Here is a 14,860-nt window from a genome sequence, read left to right as displayed (position 1 = left end):
GCTTACGGGGATCGACCGTGGCTGGCGATCAGTGCGCGCCTGGTTCGCCCACGATCTGCGCGCATGGGTAGACGGAGCCCTGCGGATCGCCTTCGGGATCCCCGAACCAGCCCCACAAACTTAACTTTCGACAACTATGGGTTGAAACCCGCGGCTGGAACGGCCATAAGCCCGGTCTCGGCTCGTTGCACTCGCCGAACCGGGCTTCACCTGCACGCGCGCGACGATCCCGGGTGTGTCGGAGGGGGGTTCGTTCACGCCGCGCTCTCCACACTGCGGCGGACCCGGCCCGCGCGAGCGGTTGAAGCCCCGTTCGGCGACGCGGGCCTCACGCGTCCGCGAGGGGCCCTCCCCCCGGGCCCCTCCCGGCCTCGTTCCTCTCGGAGAGGGGGAGAATTCGATCGCGCTCCGGCGAGTGATCGGGGGCCGCTTGCTCCCAACCGCTACGTGGCAGGCACCTGGCCCGGGCAGAGAGCCGCCAGCCCGCGAAGGGGGACTTCGTGTGGTGGTTGCGGCGAATTCATTCGCCCGTGTTGCCGTACGGCCGCGAGTACGAGAAGTTCAGCGGGCGCCGCGGCCCATCCGCCCAGGCGCATCCGTTCTGCTAAAAACCGGGGAGAGTGAGGCCAGGATGAAGGTGCTGGTGATCGGGGGATCGGGGACCATCGGGGCCGCTGTGGCCGATGCGCTGCGCGGCGGCGGGCACGAGGTGGTGACGGCGGGGCGCGGCAGCGGCGACCTGCGCGTGGACATCACCTCGCCGGACTCCATCCGCCAGCTGTACGGGCAGGCGGGGCGCGTGGACGCGGTGGTCTCGTGCGCGGGCGGCGGCGCGTGGAAGCCGCTGGACCAGCTTTCGGACGGGGACTTCGAGCACAGCCTGCACTACAAGCTGATGGGGCAGGTGAACCTGGTGCGCTCTGGCCTGGAGCAGGTGGCGGACGGCGGCTCCATCACCCTTACCAGCGGCGTGCTGAGCCAGGAGCCCATGCCCGGCAGCAGCGCCATCAGCCTGGTCAACGCGGGGCTGGAGGGCTTCGCGCGCGCGGCGGCGCTCGAGGCGCCGCGCGGCGTCCGCGTCAACGTCGTCAGCCCGCCGTGGGTCGCCGAGACGCTGCAGGCCATGGGGATGGATCCCTCCGGCGGCATGCCGGCCGTGCAGGTGGCCCGCGCGTACGTCGACGCCGTGCAGGGCGCCCACAACGGCCAGACCCTGGACGCGCGCAAGTACGCCTGAGCCGCGCGCAGGCAATCCGCATCCGTCCACCGCGCCGGGTCCCTGTCATTCCGAGGCCCGGCCACCCGGATTCCAGCCTTGGCACCACGGGTTGCAGGGCCGAGGAATCTACTCTCCGCCACCGGGAAGGCGGACGCGGCAGCCCGCGCCGCCGCCGAGGTTGCGACGAGGCCGGACAGGGCCGGTGCGGGGCGCCGCGACGGGCCACGAGGATGCGGAAGGTAGATTCCTCAGTCGGCGCCGGAGTACGGGGTGAAGGACGGTTCCGTGCGGCGCCTCCTTCGGAATGACAGAGGCGATTCGGAGGGCGGACGCGGCAGCCCGCGCCGCCGCCTCGGCTGCGACGAGGCCGGACAGGGCCGGTGCGGGGCGCCGCGACAGGCCACGAGGATGCGGAAAGTAGATTCCTCAGTCGGCGCCGGAGTACGGGGTGAAGGACGGTTCCGTGTGGCGCCTCCTTCGGAATGACAGAGTGGGGCCGCGTCGGAACCTGTCATGATGCTCATTGCGGATCTGATTCGGTGATCGCCGGGTTGCGGACGCGCAGGTGCTTGGGGCGCCGTAATAGCCGGGCCGCCGAGTCCGCGAAGGCGGACTTTGCGATTTTCCAGCGGCGAATTCATTCGCTCCAGCGGACGGCACGTTACCGGATTAGCATCGCAACGAGCATTATGACATCCATCAAAGAACTTCAGCACTAAGGGATTGACCGCGCGGTGAATTGTTACTATCATAGATACACTTATGCCGAGCAGGAGCCGCATCTCATGAACAGCCGCTTTGCCGTCGCCGTGCACATCCTTACGCTGCTGCAGCAGGGCGGGGGCACGCCGATGACGTCCGAGTACGTGGCGGGAAGCGTGAACACCAACCCCTCGCTGGTGCGGCGGCTGCTGGGGATGATGGCCCGCGCGGGGCTCACCACCTCGCAGCTGGGCGCCGGGGGCGGCGCGCTGCTGGCCCGCCCGGCCGACCGCATAACCCTGGGCGACGTGTACCGCGCGGTGGACGCGGGCGAGCTGTTCGGCATGCACCGCGAGGAGCCCAACCCGGCGTGCCCGGTGGGGCGCAACATCCAGGCGGTGCTGCAGGCGCGCATCTGCGCGGCCGAGCGGGCCATGCAGGCCGAGCTGGACCGCACCACCATCGCGGAGCTGGGCAGCGACATCGGCGCCCTCGACGCGGCCGACGCGCCGCGGAAGGCCGGCTGACGCGCCCGCTGCCCGTTTGTTTGCCCGAGTGTGTATCCATCGTGAATTCACACTTTTCTGTCGTCAGCAGTTCACCCTGTACCCTGGACGGAGACGGAAGATGAAAAGACTGTTCGCCGCCACGCCCTACAATCTCGACGCCGCGCTGTTCATTCTGCGCGTGGTGGTGGGAATCATTTTCGTGATGCACGGCTGGCAGAAGGTGTTTCAGTACGGCTTTGCGGGCGTGTCGGCCGGGTTCGGGCAGATGGGCGTGCCGCTGCCGGGGATCGTGGGGCCCGCAATCGCCCTGCTGGAGCTGCTGGGCGGCATTGCCCTCATCGTGGGCGTGGCCACGCCGCTGGTGGCCGCGCTGCTGGCGTGCAACATGGTGGGCGCCATTCTGCTGGTGCACGTGAAGGCGGGCTTCTTTCTTCCCGACGGATACGAGTTCGCCCTGTCGCTGCTGGGCGCCTCGCTGGCGCTGGCGCTGGCCGGCGCGGGCGGGTACTCGGTGGATGCGGCGCTGGACGGCCGGCGCCCCGCGCGACGCTGAGACGCGGGATTCCAGGATGGGGGAAAGGTGCCGGCGCGGGCCGGCACCTTCGTTTTTCTGAACGGACACGGAGATGCAGGGATGAAGATCGTTCTATTCGGCGCGACGGGGCACGTGGGGCAGCGCATTGCGCGCGAGGCGCTGCAGCGCGGGCACCAGGTGTTGGGCGTGGTGCGCGACGCGAGCGCGTCACGGGCGCCGGATGCGCGCGTGCCGCTGGTGCAGGGCGACGCCACGGACGCGCAGAGCGTCGCGGGGGTGGTGCAGGGCGCGGACGCGGTAGTGAGCGCCGTGTCGCCGCGGCCGGGGAGCACCGGACAGGCGCCGTCGCTGGTGGATGCGGCGCGGGGGCTGATCGCGGGGCTGCGCGAGGCGGGCGTGCGGCGGCTGATCGCCGTGGGCGGGGCGGGAAGCCTGGAGGTGGCGCCCGGCGTGGCGCTGATGGACACGCCCGGCTTTCCCGCCGAGTACCTGGGCGAGGCCACGCAGGGCCGCGACTCGCTGGCCGTCTACCGCACGGAGGCAGACGGGCTGGAGTGGACCTTTCTGAGCCCCGCCATCGTCATTCAGCCCGGCGAGCGCACCGGCCGCTACCGCACCACCGGCGACGCGCTGCTGACGGACGAGAAGGGGAACAGCGTGATCTCGTACGAGGACTACGCGGTGGCGCTGCTGGACGAGCTCGAGAACCCGCGCCACGTGGGCCGCCGCTTCGGCGTGGCGTACTGATTCGCGAATCCACAAAAGATGTTCTCACGCGAAGGAAACAGAGGAAGCGGAGCGGTGTTCTCTGGGGCCTCCGGGGCCTCTGCGTGAGAAACGTTTCTGGATTGGCGGATTCAGCCCGGGATGCGAAGGGCGCGGAGAAGAGTTCTCTCCGCGCCCTTCGCCGTTCCAACCTCCAACCCGAACGGTCCGGGATCATGATCGCGTGTTGAAACGGTCCTGGATACGTGACGCGTAGCAGTTCGCATCGTGAACGAAAAGGTACAACTGTTTCGTTGACTTGGAGGAGGTGGGTCACGCAGATTGTGTCCGACCAAGGTAGTGCCTCCCTCCACTCCGAATCCGGAGACCACCCCATGACGTCCCGCACGCTCCATCGCGCCGCAGTGCTTTCGCTGCTGGGCGCGGCCCTGCTGTCGGCCTGTTCCGACCGCGCGCCCACGGGCCCCGCCGCGGCGCCTCCGCCCGCGGCGCACCTGACCGTCATTCCCACCGTCGCCTTCGACACGCTGGACGGCGGCGAGAACCACGCCTGCGCCCTGGCGTCCGGACAGGCCTGGTGCTGGGGGCGCAACGCCGTCGGCCAGCTGGGCGACAGCACGGCCACCACCCGCACCGCGCCCGTGCAGGTGCTGCAGCCCTCGGGCGTGAGCTTTACGCAGGTGAGCGCCGGGAAGGTGCACAACTGCGCCATCACCAGCGCAGGGCAGGCCTGGTGCTGGGGCTACAACGCCGACGGGCGGCTGGGCGACAGCACCACCAGCCTGGGGCTGGCGCCCGTAGCGGTGCTGCCGCTGGGCGGCGTGGCCTTTACCAGCATCCACGCGGGCGGCGAGCACACCTGCGGGCTGAACAGCGCCGGGCAGGCGTACTGCTGGGGCGCCAACGACTACGGCCAGCTGGGCGACAACACCACCGACTACGCCAAGGTCCCCGTGGCCGTGCAGCACCCCTCGGGCGTCACCTTCACCAGCATCTCGGCGGGCTCCATGCACACCTGCGCGCTCGACACCACGGGCCAGTCGTGGTGCTGGGGCTACGGCGGCGACGGCGCCATGGGCGGCGGGTTCAGCCTGGGTGACTCGGTTCCCGTGGCGGTCACGCACCCCGTGGGCGTGACGTTCGCCTCGCTGACGACGGAGTACAAGCACACCTGCGCCCTGACCTCCGGCGGGCAGGCGTACTGCTGGGGCGGCAACGGCAACGGGCAGCTGGGCGACAACACCGTCACCCGGCGCTACACCCCGGTGGCCGTTTCGCAGGGGCTGGTGACCTTTGCGTCCATCACCACGGGCGCGGCGTTCACCTGCGCCCGCACCAGCGCCGGGCAGGCGTACTGCTGGGGCTACAACAGCCAGGGGCAGGTGGGCGACGGCAGCTTTACGCAGCGCCGGACGCCGGTGGCCGTTTCGCAGCCCAGCGGCGTGACCTTCGACGTCGTGTCGAACCAGTCGTACACCGGCTGCGCGCTGGACGGCATCGGGCAGGCGTGGTGCTGGGGCAAGAACGACTTCTACCAGTTCGGCGACAACACCACCAGCAACAGCAACGTGCCCACGCCGGTTTCGCACTGACGCAGGGGAAGGGAATAGGGAATAGGGAACAGGGAATAGCCGGCAACGGCGGGACGGATGCCGCTACTGCTGGCCCGCGTTCCCTGACCCCGGAGTCCGGTAGAACAACGGCGAGAGTACAGAGGGGCAGACAAAAGCCAGAGGAACAGAGGATTGGCGGTCCTCTGTTCCTCTGGCTGTTGTCTGCCCCTCTGTACCCCTTCGCTGTTCCCGGGCGAAACGAGAAGGGGCGTTTCGCGGCGGATGCGCCTGCCGGACAAAGAAAGAGCGGGGCGGTGCCGAGTTGGCACCGCCCCGCCGTTCGTGCTGCGTCCGTCGCCTGGATTACAGGCCGAAGGCGGCGCCCACGTTGATCCGGCCCTTGCCGTAGGCCGGGTCCGTGCCGGCCTGGCCCAGGTCGTCCGCCGACTGCTGGATGCGGCTGCGGATGTGCGCCGGGCTGGTGTTGCCCTCGCTGGCGATGAGCGCCGCGAAGCCGGCCACGTGCGGGGAGGCCATGCTGGTGCCGCTGATGCCCACCGAGAAGCCCGACCAGCTGGTCGGCGAGTTGTAGAAGCGGCCGCGGCAGGGCAGCAGGCTGGTCACGATGGTGAAGCCCGAGCACGCCGCCGTGATGGACACGCCGTTGCCGCCGGGAGCCGCCACGCTGATGGCCGAGCGGCCGTAGTTGCTGTACGAGGCCAGGGCGTCGATGTTGGCCCAGGGCCCGTTGACCGTGGTCTGGCCGGTGGGGCCGGTGGCCGACACGCAGATCACCGTGGGCACGCTGCAGTAGCTCTTGTAGCCGTTGCCGTCGTGGTCGATGTCCAGGGCGTCGTTGCCCGCCGAGACCACCACCGTGGTGCCCTTGCGGTGGGCGTAGTTGAACACCTGGTTGATCGTCGCCAGGAACGAGGGGCCGAAGCCGCCCGCGGCGCTGGCGTCGCGGCGGTTGAACCGGCCGCCCAGGCTCATGTTGATGACCGGGATGCCGTTGTCGGCCGCGTACAGGATGGCGGCCAGGGTGCCGCTGGTGGGGCAGCTGCCGCGGAAGCCGTTGGCGGCGGTGCCCGGCGAGCAGACCTTAAGGCCCACCAGGGTGACGCCCGAGCTTACGCCGGCGGCGATGTAGGCGTTGCTGGCCACCGTGGCGGCCACGTGCGTGCCGTGGTAGTTCAGGTCGGCGATCTCGTGCGCGCCCGGGAAGGTGGCCTGCACGCGGGCGTTCTCGGCCGCGGACAGGAACGACTTCGACAGGGCCAGGTCGACGCGGCCCGCGAGGTCCGGGTGCAGGTAGTCGATGCCCGTGTCCAGGATGCCCACCTTGACCGAAGCGGCGCCCCGCTTGCCGGCGTTCCAGGCCTGCGCGGCGCGGATCACCTGCATGTTCCACTGGCGCGGGTAGCGCACGGCGAGCGCCGGGTTGGCCGGGCTCTCGACGGCGGCGTCGGCGGCCTCGACGGTGGCGGCTTCGGCGTCCTCGATGGCCGTGTAGGCGTCCGCGTCAACCGCGGCGATGTCCGACGTGGCGGCCAGCTGCCCGGCGGCGGTGCTGCTGAGGCCGGCGACGGCGGCGATGCCCGAGGGGTGCGCGAAGATCACTTCGCCGCCCAGCGCGGAGACCTGCGAGGCGAAGCCGGCGGGAACGCCGTTGCCCTTGAAGCGAACCAGGTACGTGTCGGAACCGGCGGACTCGTCGAAGCTCGGCGCGGCGGCCGTGCTCTGCAGCGGGGTGATCTCGTCGGAGCAGGCCGCAAGCGCGACCAGGCCGGACAGGAACAGGGGGGCGATTCGCCTCATACGGGGAGCTCCACTAGGGCACGGAGGATTGCCGGTTATTCGACCGGCGGCGTTACCTCTTCGGTAGCTGGGCCGTCTCGGGACGAGACCCCTGGCTTTGCGGACCGGCCTCGCGACCGGGGTGCCTTTGTCGGTGGTGCAGGGAAGGGCTGCCGCTTCGGAAATGTCTATCTGTTTGCATTCAAACGAGTTAGACATGTTTGCGGCGTGCCATTAAGATATCGAACGGCTGTTCGTTCGTCAACCCCATGCAAACTCTAATTCCGCCAGCCCGCGAAGAAGAGCCACCCCGATGTTCCAGCGGTGGCGCGGGTTTGCGCATCTGCTACACAACTGACCCGACGCCCGGGCGCATTGCGTGCGGCGCGCGCCCCTTCGGCGTCTTCGCACCCTGTTTCTGCGGGATGGGCGGCGACCCGCTACCTTGTGCGCCGGCGCCGGCGCCGGGCCGCGGAAGCGCCGCGGCCGTGCATCCCCATCCAACCCGATCGCCTGGTGAAGGAAACCACCACCCACCGCGCGCTGGTCACCTCGGCGCTGCTGCTGGCCATGTTCATGGCCGCCATCGAAGGGACCATCGTGGCCACGGCCCTGCCCAGCATCGCGGCCGAGCTGGGCGGCTTTTCGCTCTACGCGTGGGTGTTCTCGTCGTTCCTGCTCATGCAGGCGGTGGCGGTGCCCATCTTCGGCAAGCTGTCGGACCTGGTGGGGCGCAAGCCGGTGTTCATCGGCGGCATCGTCGTCTTTCTGGCCGGCTCGGTGCTCTGCGGATTCGCGGGGAGCATGGGAATGCTGGTGGCCTTCCGCTTTCTGCAGGGGCTGGGGGCGGGGGCGGTGCAGCCCATCACCACCACGCTGGCGGCGGACCTGTACTCGCTGGAGGAGCGCGGGCGCATCCAGGGGTACATCAGCAGCGTGTGGGGGCTGTCGAGCATCCTGGGGCCGCTGGCGGGCGGGCTCATCGTGCACACGGTGGGGTGGCCGTGGATCTTCTGGATCAACGTTCCCTTCGGCATCGCGGCCATCGCGCTGGTCTCCATCTACCTGCACGAGGGGGTGGAGCGCGAGGCGCGGCGCATCGACTACGCGGGAGCCGTGCTGCTGCTGGTGGGGGTGGGGGCGCTGATGCTGGCGCTGACGCAGGTGAGCGCGTGGGGGCTGGGGGCCGTGCTGCCGCTGTTCGGCGTGTTTCTGCTGGCGCTGGCGCTGTTCGTACGGCAGGAGCGCCGGGCGCCGGACCCCATCATGGACCTGGGGCTGTGGGCAAGCCCGCTCATCCGCTACGCCAACGTGGCCACGCTCACGTCGGGGATCATGATGATCGGGCTGATCACCTTTCTGCCCACCTACGTGCAGGGGGTGCTGGGGGGATCGGCGCTGCTGGCGGGGTTCGCGCTGAGCTCCATGACGCTGGGGTGGCCGCTGGCGGCGTTCCTGGCGGGGCGGCGCATCCTGCAGACCGGGGTGCCGCGCATCGTCCGCGCAGGGGGGGCCTGCCTGCTCGCGGGCAGCCTGGTGATCGCGGTGCTGGCGCCGCGGGGCGCGCTGCCGGCGGGGATCGGCTCGTTCGTCATCGGCGTTGGGCTGGGGCTGGTGAACACCACCTCGCTGGTGGCCATCCAGAGCAGCGTGGCGTGGAACCGGCGCGGCGTGGCCACCGCCAGCAACATGCTGATGCGCATCCTGGGCAACGCGCTGGGCGCGGCGCTGTTCGGCGGCATTCTGAACTACCAGATGGCGCGCTACCTGGGGCGCAACGGGCTGGAGGGGCGCGTGTCGCTGGACAGCATCCAGGACCTGCTGGGCGAGGCCGCCCCCCGCGCCGCGCGGCTGCCGGCGGACGTGCTGGCGGTGCTGCGCACGGGGCTGGCGGAAAGCCTGCACGTGGTGTTCTGGGGCGTGGCGCTGCTGGCCCTGGTCACCCTGCTCGCCGCCTGGCGCATCCCGGAGCTGGAGCGGGCGGAGTAGGGGTGGGCGAGTGCGGGTGAGCGGGTGAAGGGGTGAAGGGGTGAAGGGGTGAAGGGGTGAAGGGGTGAAGGGGTGAGGCAGTCCGAGTGCGGCCACGTTCTGCGGTCTCAGGCCCCGCTACGGGTAACGCGAATCTGTCATTCCGAGGCCCGGCCACATAGAGGCGTCAACCCGCACCGCAGGTTGCAGGGCCGAGGAATCTGCCGTCGGCGAGCTGGAGGACGGACGCGGCAGCCCGCGCCGGACTCGCGGCCACGCCACAGCCGGACAGGGCCAGTTCCGGGGCACGCGACGGATCATGAGGTCCGGAAAGTAGATTCCTCAGTCGCGCGCAGGCATCGTCATAATGGCGAGCGCGGGGTGGGCGCTCCTTCGGAATGACAGTCTGGGGCGTGGAGTCTGTCATTCCGAGGCCCGGCCACGCAGTCGTGTCCGCTCGCGCCGGGGGGTGCAGGGCCGAGGAATCTGCTGTCGGCGAGCTGGAGGACGGACGCGGCAGCCCGCGCCGGACTCGCGGCCACGCCAACTGCCGGACAGGGCCAGTTCCGGGGCACGCGACGGATCACGAGGTTCGGAAAGTAGATTCCTCAGTCGCGCCCAAGAATCGTCGTAAGGGCGAGCGCGGGTGGGCGCTCCTTCGGAATGACAGACGGGAGGTGCGGCGGGGGCTGCGTCAGGCGGCCGGATCGCCCGATTCCGTGGGGGCGGCGGGGAGGGTGAGGGTGAAGGTGCTGCCGACGCCTTCCTGGCTGCGCACGCGCAGGTCGCCGCCCATGCCGCGCGCCAGGTCGCGGCTGATGGCCAGCCCCAGCCCGGTGCCTTCGGAGCGGCGGGTGCGGCTCATGTCGACCTGCACGAAGGGCTCGAACACCGACGTCTGCTTTTCCGGCGGAATGCCGATGCCGGTGTCCGTCACCCGGATGTACACCTGCCCCGGCCGCTCCGGGTCCACCCGCGCGTCCACCATGACGCGGCCGCCCTCCGGGGTGAACTTGAGGGCGTTGCTCAGCAGGTTGATCAGGATCTGCTGCACCTTCTCGCGGTCCGCGCGCACGGGGGCGGGAACGCCCACCTCGACCTCCAGCCGCAGCCCCTTGGCCTGCATCTGCGGCTCCACCATGGGCATCACGGACGACAGCAGCTCGGGGACCTGGATGTCCTCCAGCATGTACTCCACGCGGCCGGACTCGATGCGCGCCAGGTTCAGCACGTCGTTGATCAGCCGCAGCAGGTGCTTCTGGCTGCGGCCAATGCGGTCCAGCGCCCCCAGCTGCGGCTCGGTGACGGGGCCGTGGATCCCCATCTCCAGCAGCTGCACGTAGCCCGCGATGGCGTTGAGCGGGGTGCGCAGCTCATGGCTCATCACCGCCAGAAAGCTGCTCTTGGCGCGGTTGGCCTCTTCGGCGGCGGCGCGCTGCCGGTCCAGCTCTTCGGTGCGCTCCAGCAGCTCGTCGTTGATGGCCTGCATCTCCTCGGCCTGCGTCTCGAGCTCGAACGTCTGCTCCTGCAGCTGCTGGTGCTGAAGCTCGAGCTCCATCGCCTGCTGCTCCAGCATCTCGTTCGCCTCGTTCAGCTCGGCGGCGCGCGCCTCGGCGAGGGCGCGCGCGGCGTCGGCCGCCTTGCGGGCGCGCAGCAGCTCGTCCTCGAACTTGCGGCGCTCGTGCACGCGCATGAACACGCAGTCGTTGGCCCACACGCCGGCGTTCTGGTGCCGCGCCGCGTTGGCCAGCACGCCCACGTCGGCGCCGTCCTTGTCGCGAAGGAGAAGAAAGATCTCTTCGGCGCGGCCGTGCAGCCGCACCAAGGGAAAAAAGTGCGTCTGGTAGAAGATGCGCGTGCCCACGCCCATCAGGCTCTCGATGCGGCGGCCCTCCAGCTCGGCGCGGGTGTAGCCCAGCATTTCCGCCAGCGTGGTGTTGGCGGCGGTGATGGTGCCGTCGTCGGCAAACGAGACGAAGCCGCACGGCGCCCGGTCCAGAAGCTCGCCGAGCGCCGCGCCCTCCGCCGCCGGGGCCGTCCCGGCGTCCGTCAACCCGCCAGCGCGGGCTGCAGGTACTCCTTCATCAGCTGGATGGTCTCGTCGGGGTGGCTCATGTGCGGGCAGTGGCCGGTGGCCTTCATCACCCGCAGGGTGCTGTCGGGCATCGTGCGGTGCAGGTACTCGCCCACCTCCAGCGGCGCCACCATGTCCTCGGAGCACTGCAGGATCAGCGACGGCACGCGCACCTTGGGCAGGTCGGCGCGGTTGTCGGAGAGGAAGGTGGCCTCGGCAAAGCGGCGCGCCACCACCGGGTCGGTGCTGCAGAAGCTGGTGGTGAGCTCTTCGCCCAGCTCGGGGCGGTCGGCGTTCTTCATGATGGCGGGCGCCAGGAAGTTGGCCCAGCCGATGAAGTTGCGGTCCATCATGTCCAGCAGCCCGTCGATGTCGGCCTGCTCGAAGCCGCCCACGTACGGCGCGTCGTTGATGTAGCGCGGCGACGGGCCGATGAGCACCAGCCGCTCGAATCGGTCCGGCTCCTGGTTGACGGCCAGCACGGCCACCATGCTGCTGACGGAGTGGGCCACCAGCACCACGTCGCGCAGGTCCAGCGCGCGCACCACGTCCAGCACGTCCTGCGCGTAGCCGTCCAGCGTGCCGTAGCGCGTTGCGTCGTACGCGCTCAGGTCGCTCTTGCCCGAGCCCACGTAGTCGAAGAGCACGATCTTGTAGTCGTCCTCGAACGCCGGCGTGACCAGCCGCCACATGTTCTGGTCGCAGCCAAAGCCGTGCGCGAACACCATGGGCTGCGTGCCGCTGCCAAACACGTTCACGTTGTTGCGCGTGAGGACGTCTTTCGTCATGTCCAGTTTCTGTACAAGGTTGCCGGGGGCTCAAGCACTCCCTGGCCTGCAAGCATCATGCAACGTACGGTTTTGGCCGCGACGGAACGCCTGTTCCGCGCGGCCACTGCTGTGCCCTTCCGGGCTCCGATCCTCTGCGTACGATGAATGACACCCGCGGAGCCACTACCGTTGATCATGCGTTTCTGGCGGCCGGATTCGGGGATTGCACCCACGGTCTGTCATTCCGAGGCCCGGCCGCGCAGTCGTGTCCGCTCGCGCTGCGGGGTTGCAGGGCCGAGGAATCTGCTGTCGGCGACCTGGAGGGCGGACGCGGCAGCCTGCACCGGACTCGCGGCTACGCCACAGCTGGACAGGGCCGGATTTGAGGTGCGCGACGAATCACGAGGTCCGGAAAGTAGATTCCTCAGTCGCGCGCCGACATCGTCGTTAGGGCGAGTGCCGGGTGTGCGCTCCTTCGGAATGACAGAGTGGATTGCAGCCAGGGTCTGTCATTCCGAGGCCCGGCCGCGCAGTCGTGTCCGCTCGCGCTGCAGGTTGCAGGGCCGAGGAATCTGCCGTCGGCAACCTGGAGGGTGGACGCGGCAGCCCGCACCGGACTCGCGGCTACGCCACAGCTGGACAGGGCCGGATTCGAGGCGCGCGACGGGTCACGAGGTCCGGAAAGTAGATTCCTCAGTCGCGCACAGGCATCGTCGTTAGGGCGAGTGCCGGGTGTGCGCTCCTTCGGAATGACAGACTGGAGTGCAGCCAGGGTCTGTCATTCCGAGGCCCGGCCGCGCAGCGGTGTCCCTCTCGCGCCGGGCATTGCAGGGCCGAGGAATCTGCCGTCGGCGATCTGGAGGGCGGACGCGGCAGCCTGCGCCGGACTGGCGCCTGCGCCACAGCCGGACAGGGCCAGATTTGAGGCGCGCGACGGGTCACGAGGTTCGGAAAGTAGATTCCTCAGTCGCGCACACGCATCGTCGTGAAGGCGAGTGCCGGGTGTGCGCTCCTTCGGAATGACAGATTGGAGTGCAGCCAGAGTCTGTCATTCCGAGGCCCGGTCGCGCAGGGTTGTCCGCTCGCGCCGCGGGTTGCAGGGCCGAGGAATCTGCTGTCGGCAACCTGGAGGGCGGATGCGGCAGCCTGCGCCGGACTGGCGGCTGCGCCACAGCCGGACAGGGCCGGACTCGGGGCGCGCGACGGGTCACGAGGTTCGGAAAGTAGATTCCTCAGTCGCGCGCCGGCATCGTCGTGAAGGCGAGTGCCGGGTGTGCGCTCCTTCGGAATGACAGACTGGAGTGCAGCCAGAGTCTGTCATTCCGAGGCCCGGTCGCGCAGGGTTGTCCGCTCGCGCCGCGGGTTGCAGGACCGAGGAATCTGCTGTCGGCAACCTGGAGGGTGGACGCGGCAGCCCGCACCAGACGCGCGGCTGCGCCACAGCCGGACAGGGCAAGCCCTAGGCGCGCGACGGGTCACGAGGTTCGGAAAGTAGATTCCTCACTCGCGCGCCGGCATCGTCGTGAAGGCGAGTGCGGGGTGTGCGCTCCTTCGGAATGACAGACTCGTGCGGCGGACTCTGTTCCGCCGATCGACTCGCGATCATCAATCCAACCGGACGAACGCCTTTACAGCGTCATCGCCAGGTCCAGCGCCTCCACCAGGCCGCCGCGGTCCACGTGCGCGACGTGGTGGCCGGCGACGGCGCGGACCTCGGCCTCGGCATTGCCCATGGCAACGGGAAAGCCCACGATCCGCATCGCCTGCAGGTCGTTGCCGCCGTCGCCCACCATCATCACCCGCTCCAGCGCGATCCCGTACTCCTCGGCCACCACGCGCACGGCGCCCGCCTTGTCCAGCCCCGGCGCGGTGATGCTGACGAACGCGGTGTCCGGCATCACTGGCGAGGTGGAGGGAGTGAGGAGCAGGCCGTCGTGGTCCTCCACCAGCACGGCCGCCTCTTCCGGCAGCGGCACCAGCCACTGTGCGCGGACGACGTCGCCCCGCAGCTCGCCGAACGGGCGCGGCGTGAAGGGCACGCCCAGCAGCCCCGCGTGGCGCCGCGCGCGGTCGTCGGTGCTCTCCACGGCGTACTCGGTGTCGGTGTACAGCTCCAGGATGCGCCCCGTCCGCCGCGCGCGGTCCACCAGCCGCTGCACCGAGTCGCGTGGGACGTGCCCGGAGCGCGAGCGGCCGGAGGGCAGGTGCACGATGCTGGCGCCGTTCTGAAAGACGTGCCATCCCTGCGGATCCAGCCGCTCCGCCAGCTCGCGGGTAAGGCCGAACGCCGGCCGCCCGGAGCAGATCACCAGCCGTGCGCCGGCCGCGCGCGCCCGCTCCACCGCCGGCCACACCTCCGCCGCCACGTCGCCTGAGCTTCCCACCAGCGTTCCATCCACGTCCACGCAAATCAGCTCGATCATCCCTCGTCCCATCGTCCTGGTTCGCCCCGCTGCATGGCCGATGGGGATGGATGCGGAAAGGAGGCCACGGCCGCGGAGCAGAGATCCGGCTTGGCGCTGCACACCGAATGATTCGCTTTCGAGCGACGTCACAATCACCCAGGCCGGACCGGGAGCGATGTCCACGACGCCCGTGGTGCACAGCCATCCCCAGATCATGAGCGGGACGCCGGTGTTCGTTGGGACACGGGTGCCGGTACAGGCGCTGATCGATTTCCTTGAAGAAGGTGATACGATCGACAGCTTCCTGGACAGCTTTCCCACCGTAACGCGTGAGCAGGCGGTTGCGTTCATCGAGCAGGCCGCGCAGCTGTTCCTGGCAAACGTGCCCGACGCCGCGTGACGGAGCCCGGGCCCCCGCGGCGTCGGCGCGTTCTGCTGGACGAGAACGTGCCGCGGCAGCTCGCGGCCGAATTGCCGCACCACGACGTCGCCTTCCGCTCGCCCCCGCGTTGCGGGACGCGGTTGCGGCGGTGGAGCCGGGTGAGGTGGTCCACGTGCGCCCGATCACCTGACGCTACACACGATCACCGGTGATGACCCGC

At 69.7% G+C, this 14,860-nt stretch carries 11 protein-coding genes and 1 riboswitch; of the genes, 7 read left to right on the top strand and 4 right to left on the bottom strand.

Going from position 1 to position 14,860, the window contains the following annotated elements; all coding sequences use genetic code 11:
• Positions 1–631: 631 nt before the first annotated feature.
• The 5 genes from VGC13_RS08755 to VGC13_RS08735 all read left to right on the top strand — a co-directional run bounded on the left by VGC13_RS08755 (position 632) and on the right by VGC13_RS08735 (position 5,283).
• Positions 632–1,237 (top strand): short chain dehydrogenase, encoded by a 606-nt coding sequence (locus VGC13_RS08755; protein ID WP_331124858.1) that lies wholly within the window; start codon positions 632–634, stop codon positions 1,235–1,237.
• Between the two features lie 767 nt (positions 1,238–2,004).
• Positions 2,005–2,448 (top strand): Rrf2 family transcriptional regulator, encoded by a 444-nt coding sequence (locus tag VGC13_RS08750; protein ID WP_331124857.1) that lies wholly within the window; start codon positions 2,005–2,007, stop codon positions 2,446–2,448.
• 100 nt (positions 2,449–2,548) lie between these two features.
• A complete protein-coding gene (locus VGC13_RS08745) occupies positions 2,549–2,983 on the top strand; it encodes a DoxX family protein (protein ID WP_331124856.1) in 435 nt (144 codons plus the stop codon).
• An 81-nt stretch (positions 2,984–3,064) separates the two neighbouring features.
• On the top strand, positions 3,065–3,712 hold the full coding sequence (locus tag VGC13_RS08740; protein ID WP_331124855.1) for an NAD(P)-dependent oxidoreductase: 648 nt from the start codon (positions 3,065–3,067) through the stop codon (positions 3,710–3,712).
• Between the two features lie 353 nt (positions 3,713–4,065).
• Positions 4,066–5,283: a hypothetical protein gene (locus VGC13_RS08735; RefSeq protein ID WP_331124854.1), complete on the top strand. Its 1,218-nt coding sequence runs from the start codon at positions 4,066–4,068 to the stop codon at positions 5,281–5,283.
• A 324-nt stretch (positions 5,284–5,607) separates the two neighbouring features.
• On the opposite strand, the gene VGC13_RS08730 is transcribed toward VGC13_RS08735, so the two are convergent.
• A complete protein-coding gene (locus VGC13_RS08730; RefSeq protein ID WP_331124853.1) occupies positions 5,608–7,062 on the bottom strand; it encodes a S8 family serine peptidase in 1,455 nt (484 codons plus the stop codon).
• Between the two features lie 59 nt (positions 7,063–7,121).
• Positions 7,122–7,198, bottom strand: a riboswitch (cyclic di-GMP riboswitch).
• A 359-nt stretch (positions 7,199–7,557) separates the two neighbouring features.
• Here VGC13_RS08730 and VGC13_RS08725 point away from each other — a divergent pair.
• Positions 7,558–9,030: an MDR family MFS transporter gene (locus tag VGC13_RS08725; protein ID WP_331124852.1), complete on the top strand. Its 1,473-nt coding sequence runs from the start codon at positions 7,558–7,560 to the stop codon at positions 9,028–9,030.
• A gap of 673 nt (positions 9,031–9,703) precedes the next feature.
• Here the strand turns inward: VGC13_RS08725 and VGC13_RS08720 are convergent.
• The 3 genes from VGC13_RS08720 to VGC13_RS08710 all read right to left on the bottom strand — a co-directional run bounded on the left by VGC13_RS08720 (position 9,704) and on the right by VGC13_RS08710 (position 14,276).
• Positions 9,704–11,062 carry a PAS domain-containing sensor histidine kinase gene (locus tag VGC13_RS08720; RefSeq protein WP_331124851.1) on the bottom strand — a complete coding sequence of 453 codons (1,359 nt, stop codon included), beginning with the start codon at positions 11,060–11,062 and terminating at the stop codon, positions 9,704–9,706.
• Positions 11,059–11,871: an alpha/beta hydrolase gene (locus VGC13_RS08715; RefSeq protein WP_331124850.1), complete on the bottom strand. Its 813-nt coding sequence runs from the start codon at positions 11,869–11,871 to the stop codon at positions 11,059–11,061. Before VGC13_RS08715 ends, VGC13_RS08720 begins: the two co-directional genes overlap by 4 nt.
• 1,610 nt (positions 11,872–13,481) lie before the next feature.
• Complete coding sequence (locus tag VGC13_RS08710) at positions 13,482–14,276, bottom strand: Cof-type HAD-IIB family hydrolase (RefSeq protein WP_331124849.1); 795 nt, start codon at positions 14,274–14,276, stop codon at positions 13,482–13,484.
• Between the two features lie 157 nt (positions 14,277–14,433).
• On the opposite strand from VGC13_RS08710, the gene VGC13_RS08705 reads away from it, so the two are divergent.
• Positions 14,434–14,658, top strand: a complete 225-nt coding sequence (locus tag VGC13_RS08705) for a DUF433 domain-containing protein (RefSeq protein WP_331124848.1) — start codon at positions 14,434–14,436, stop codon at positions 14,656–14,658.
• Positions 14,659–14,860: the final 202 nt, after the last annotated feature.

Origin of the sequence: Longimicrobium sp., assembly GCF_036399255.1 — a bacterium.
In the GTDB taxonomy this organism is placed as follows: Bacteria; Gemmatimonadota; Gemmatimonadetes; order Longimicrobiales; family Longimicrobiaceae; genus Longimicrobium.
This window is presented reverse-complemented; position numbering and strand designations above follow the sequence as displayed.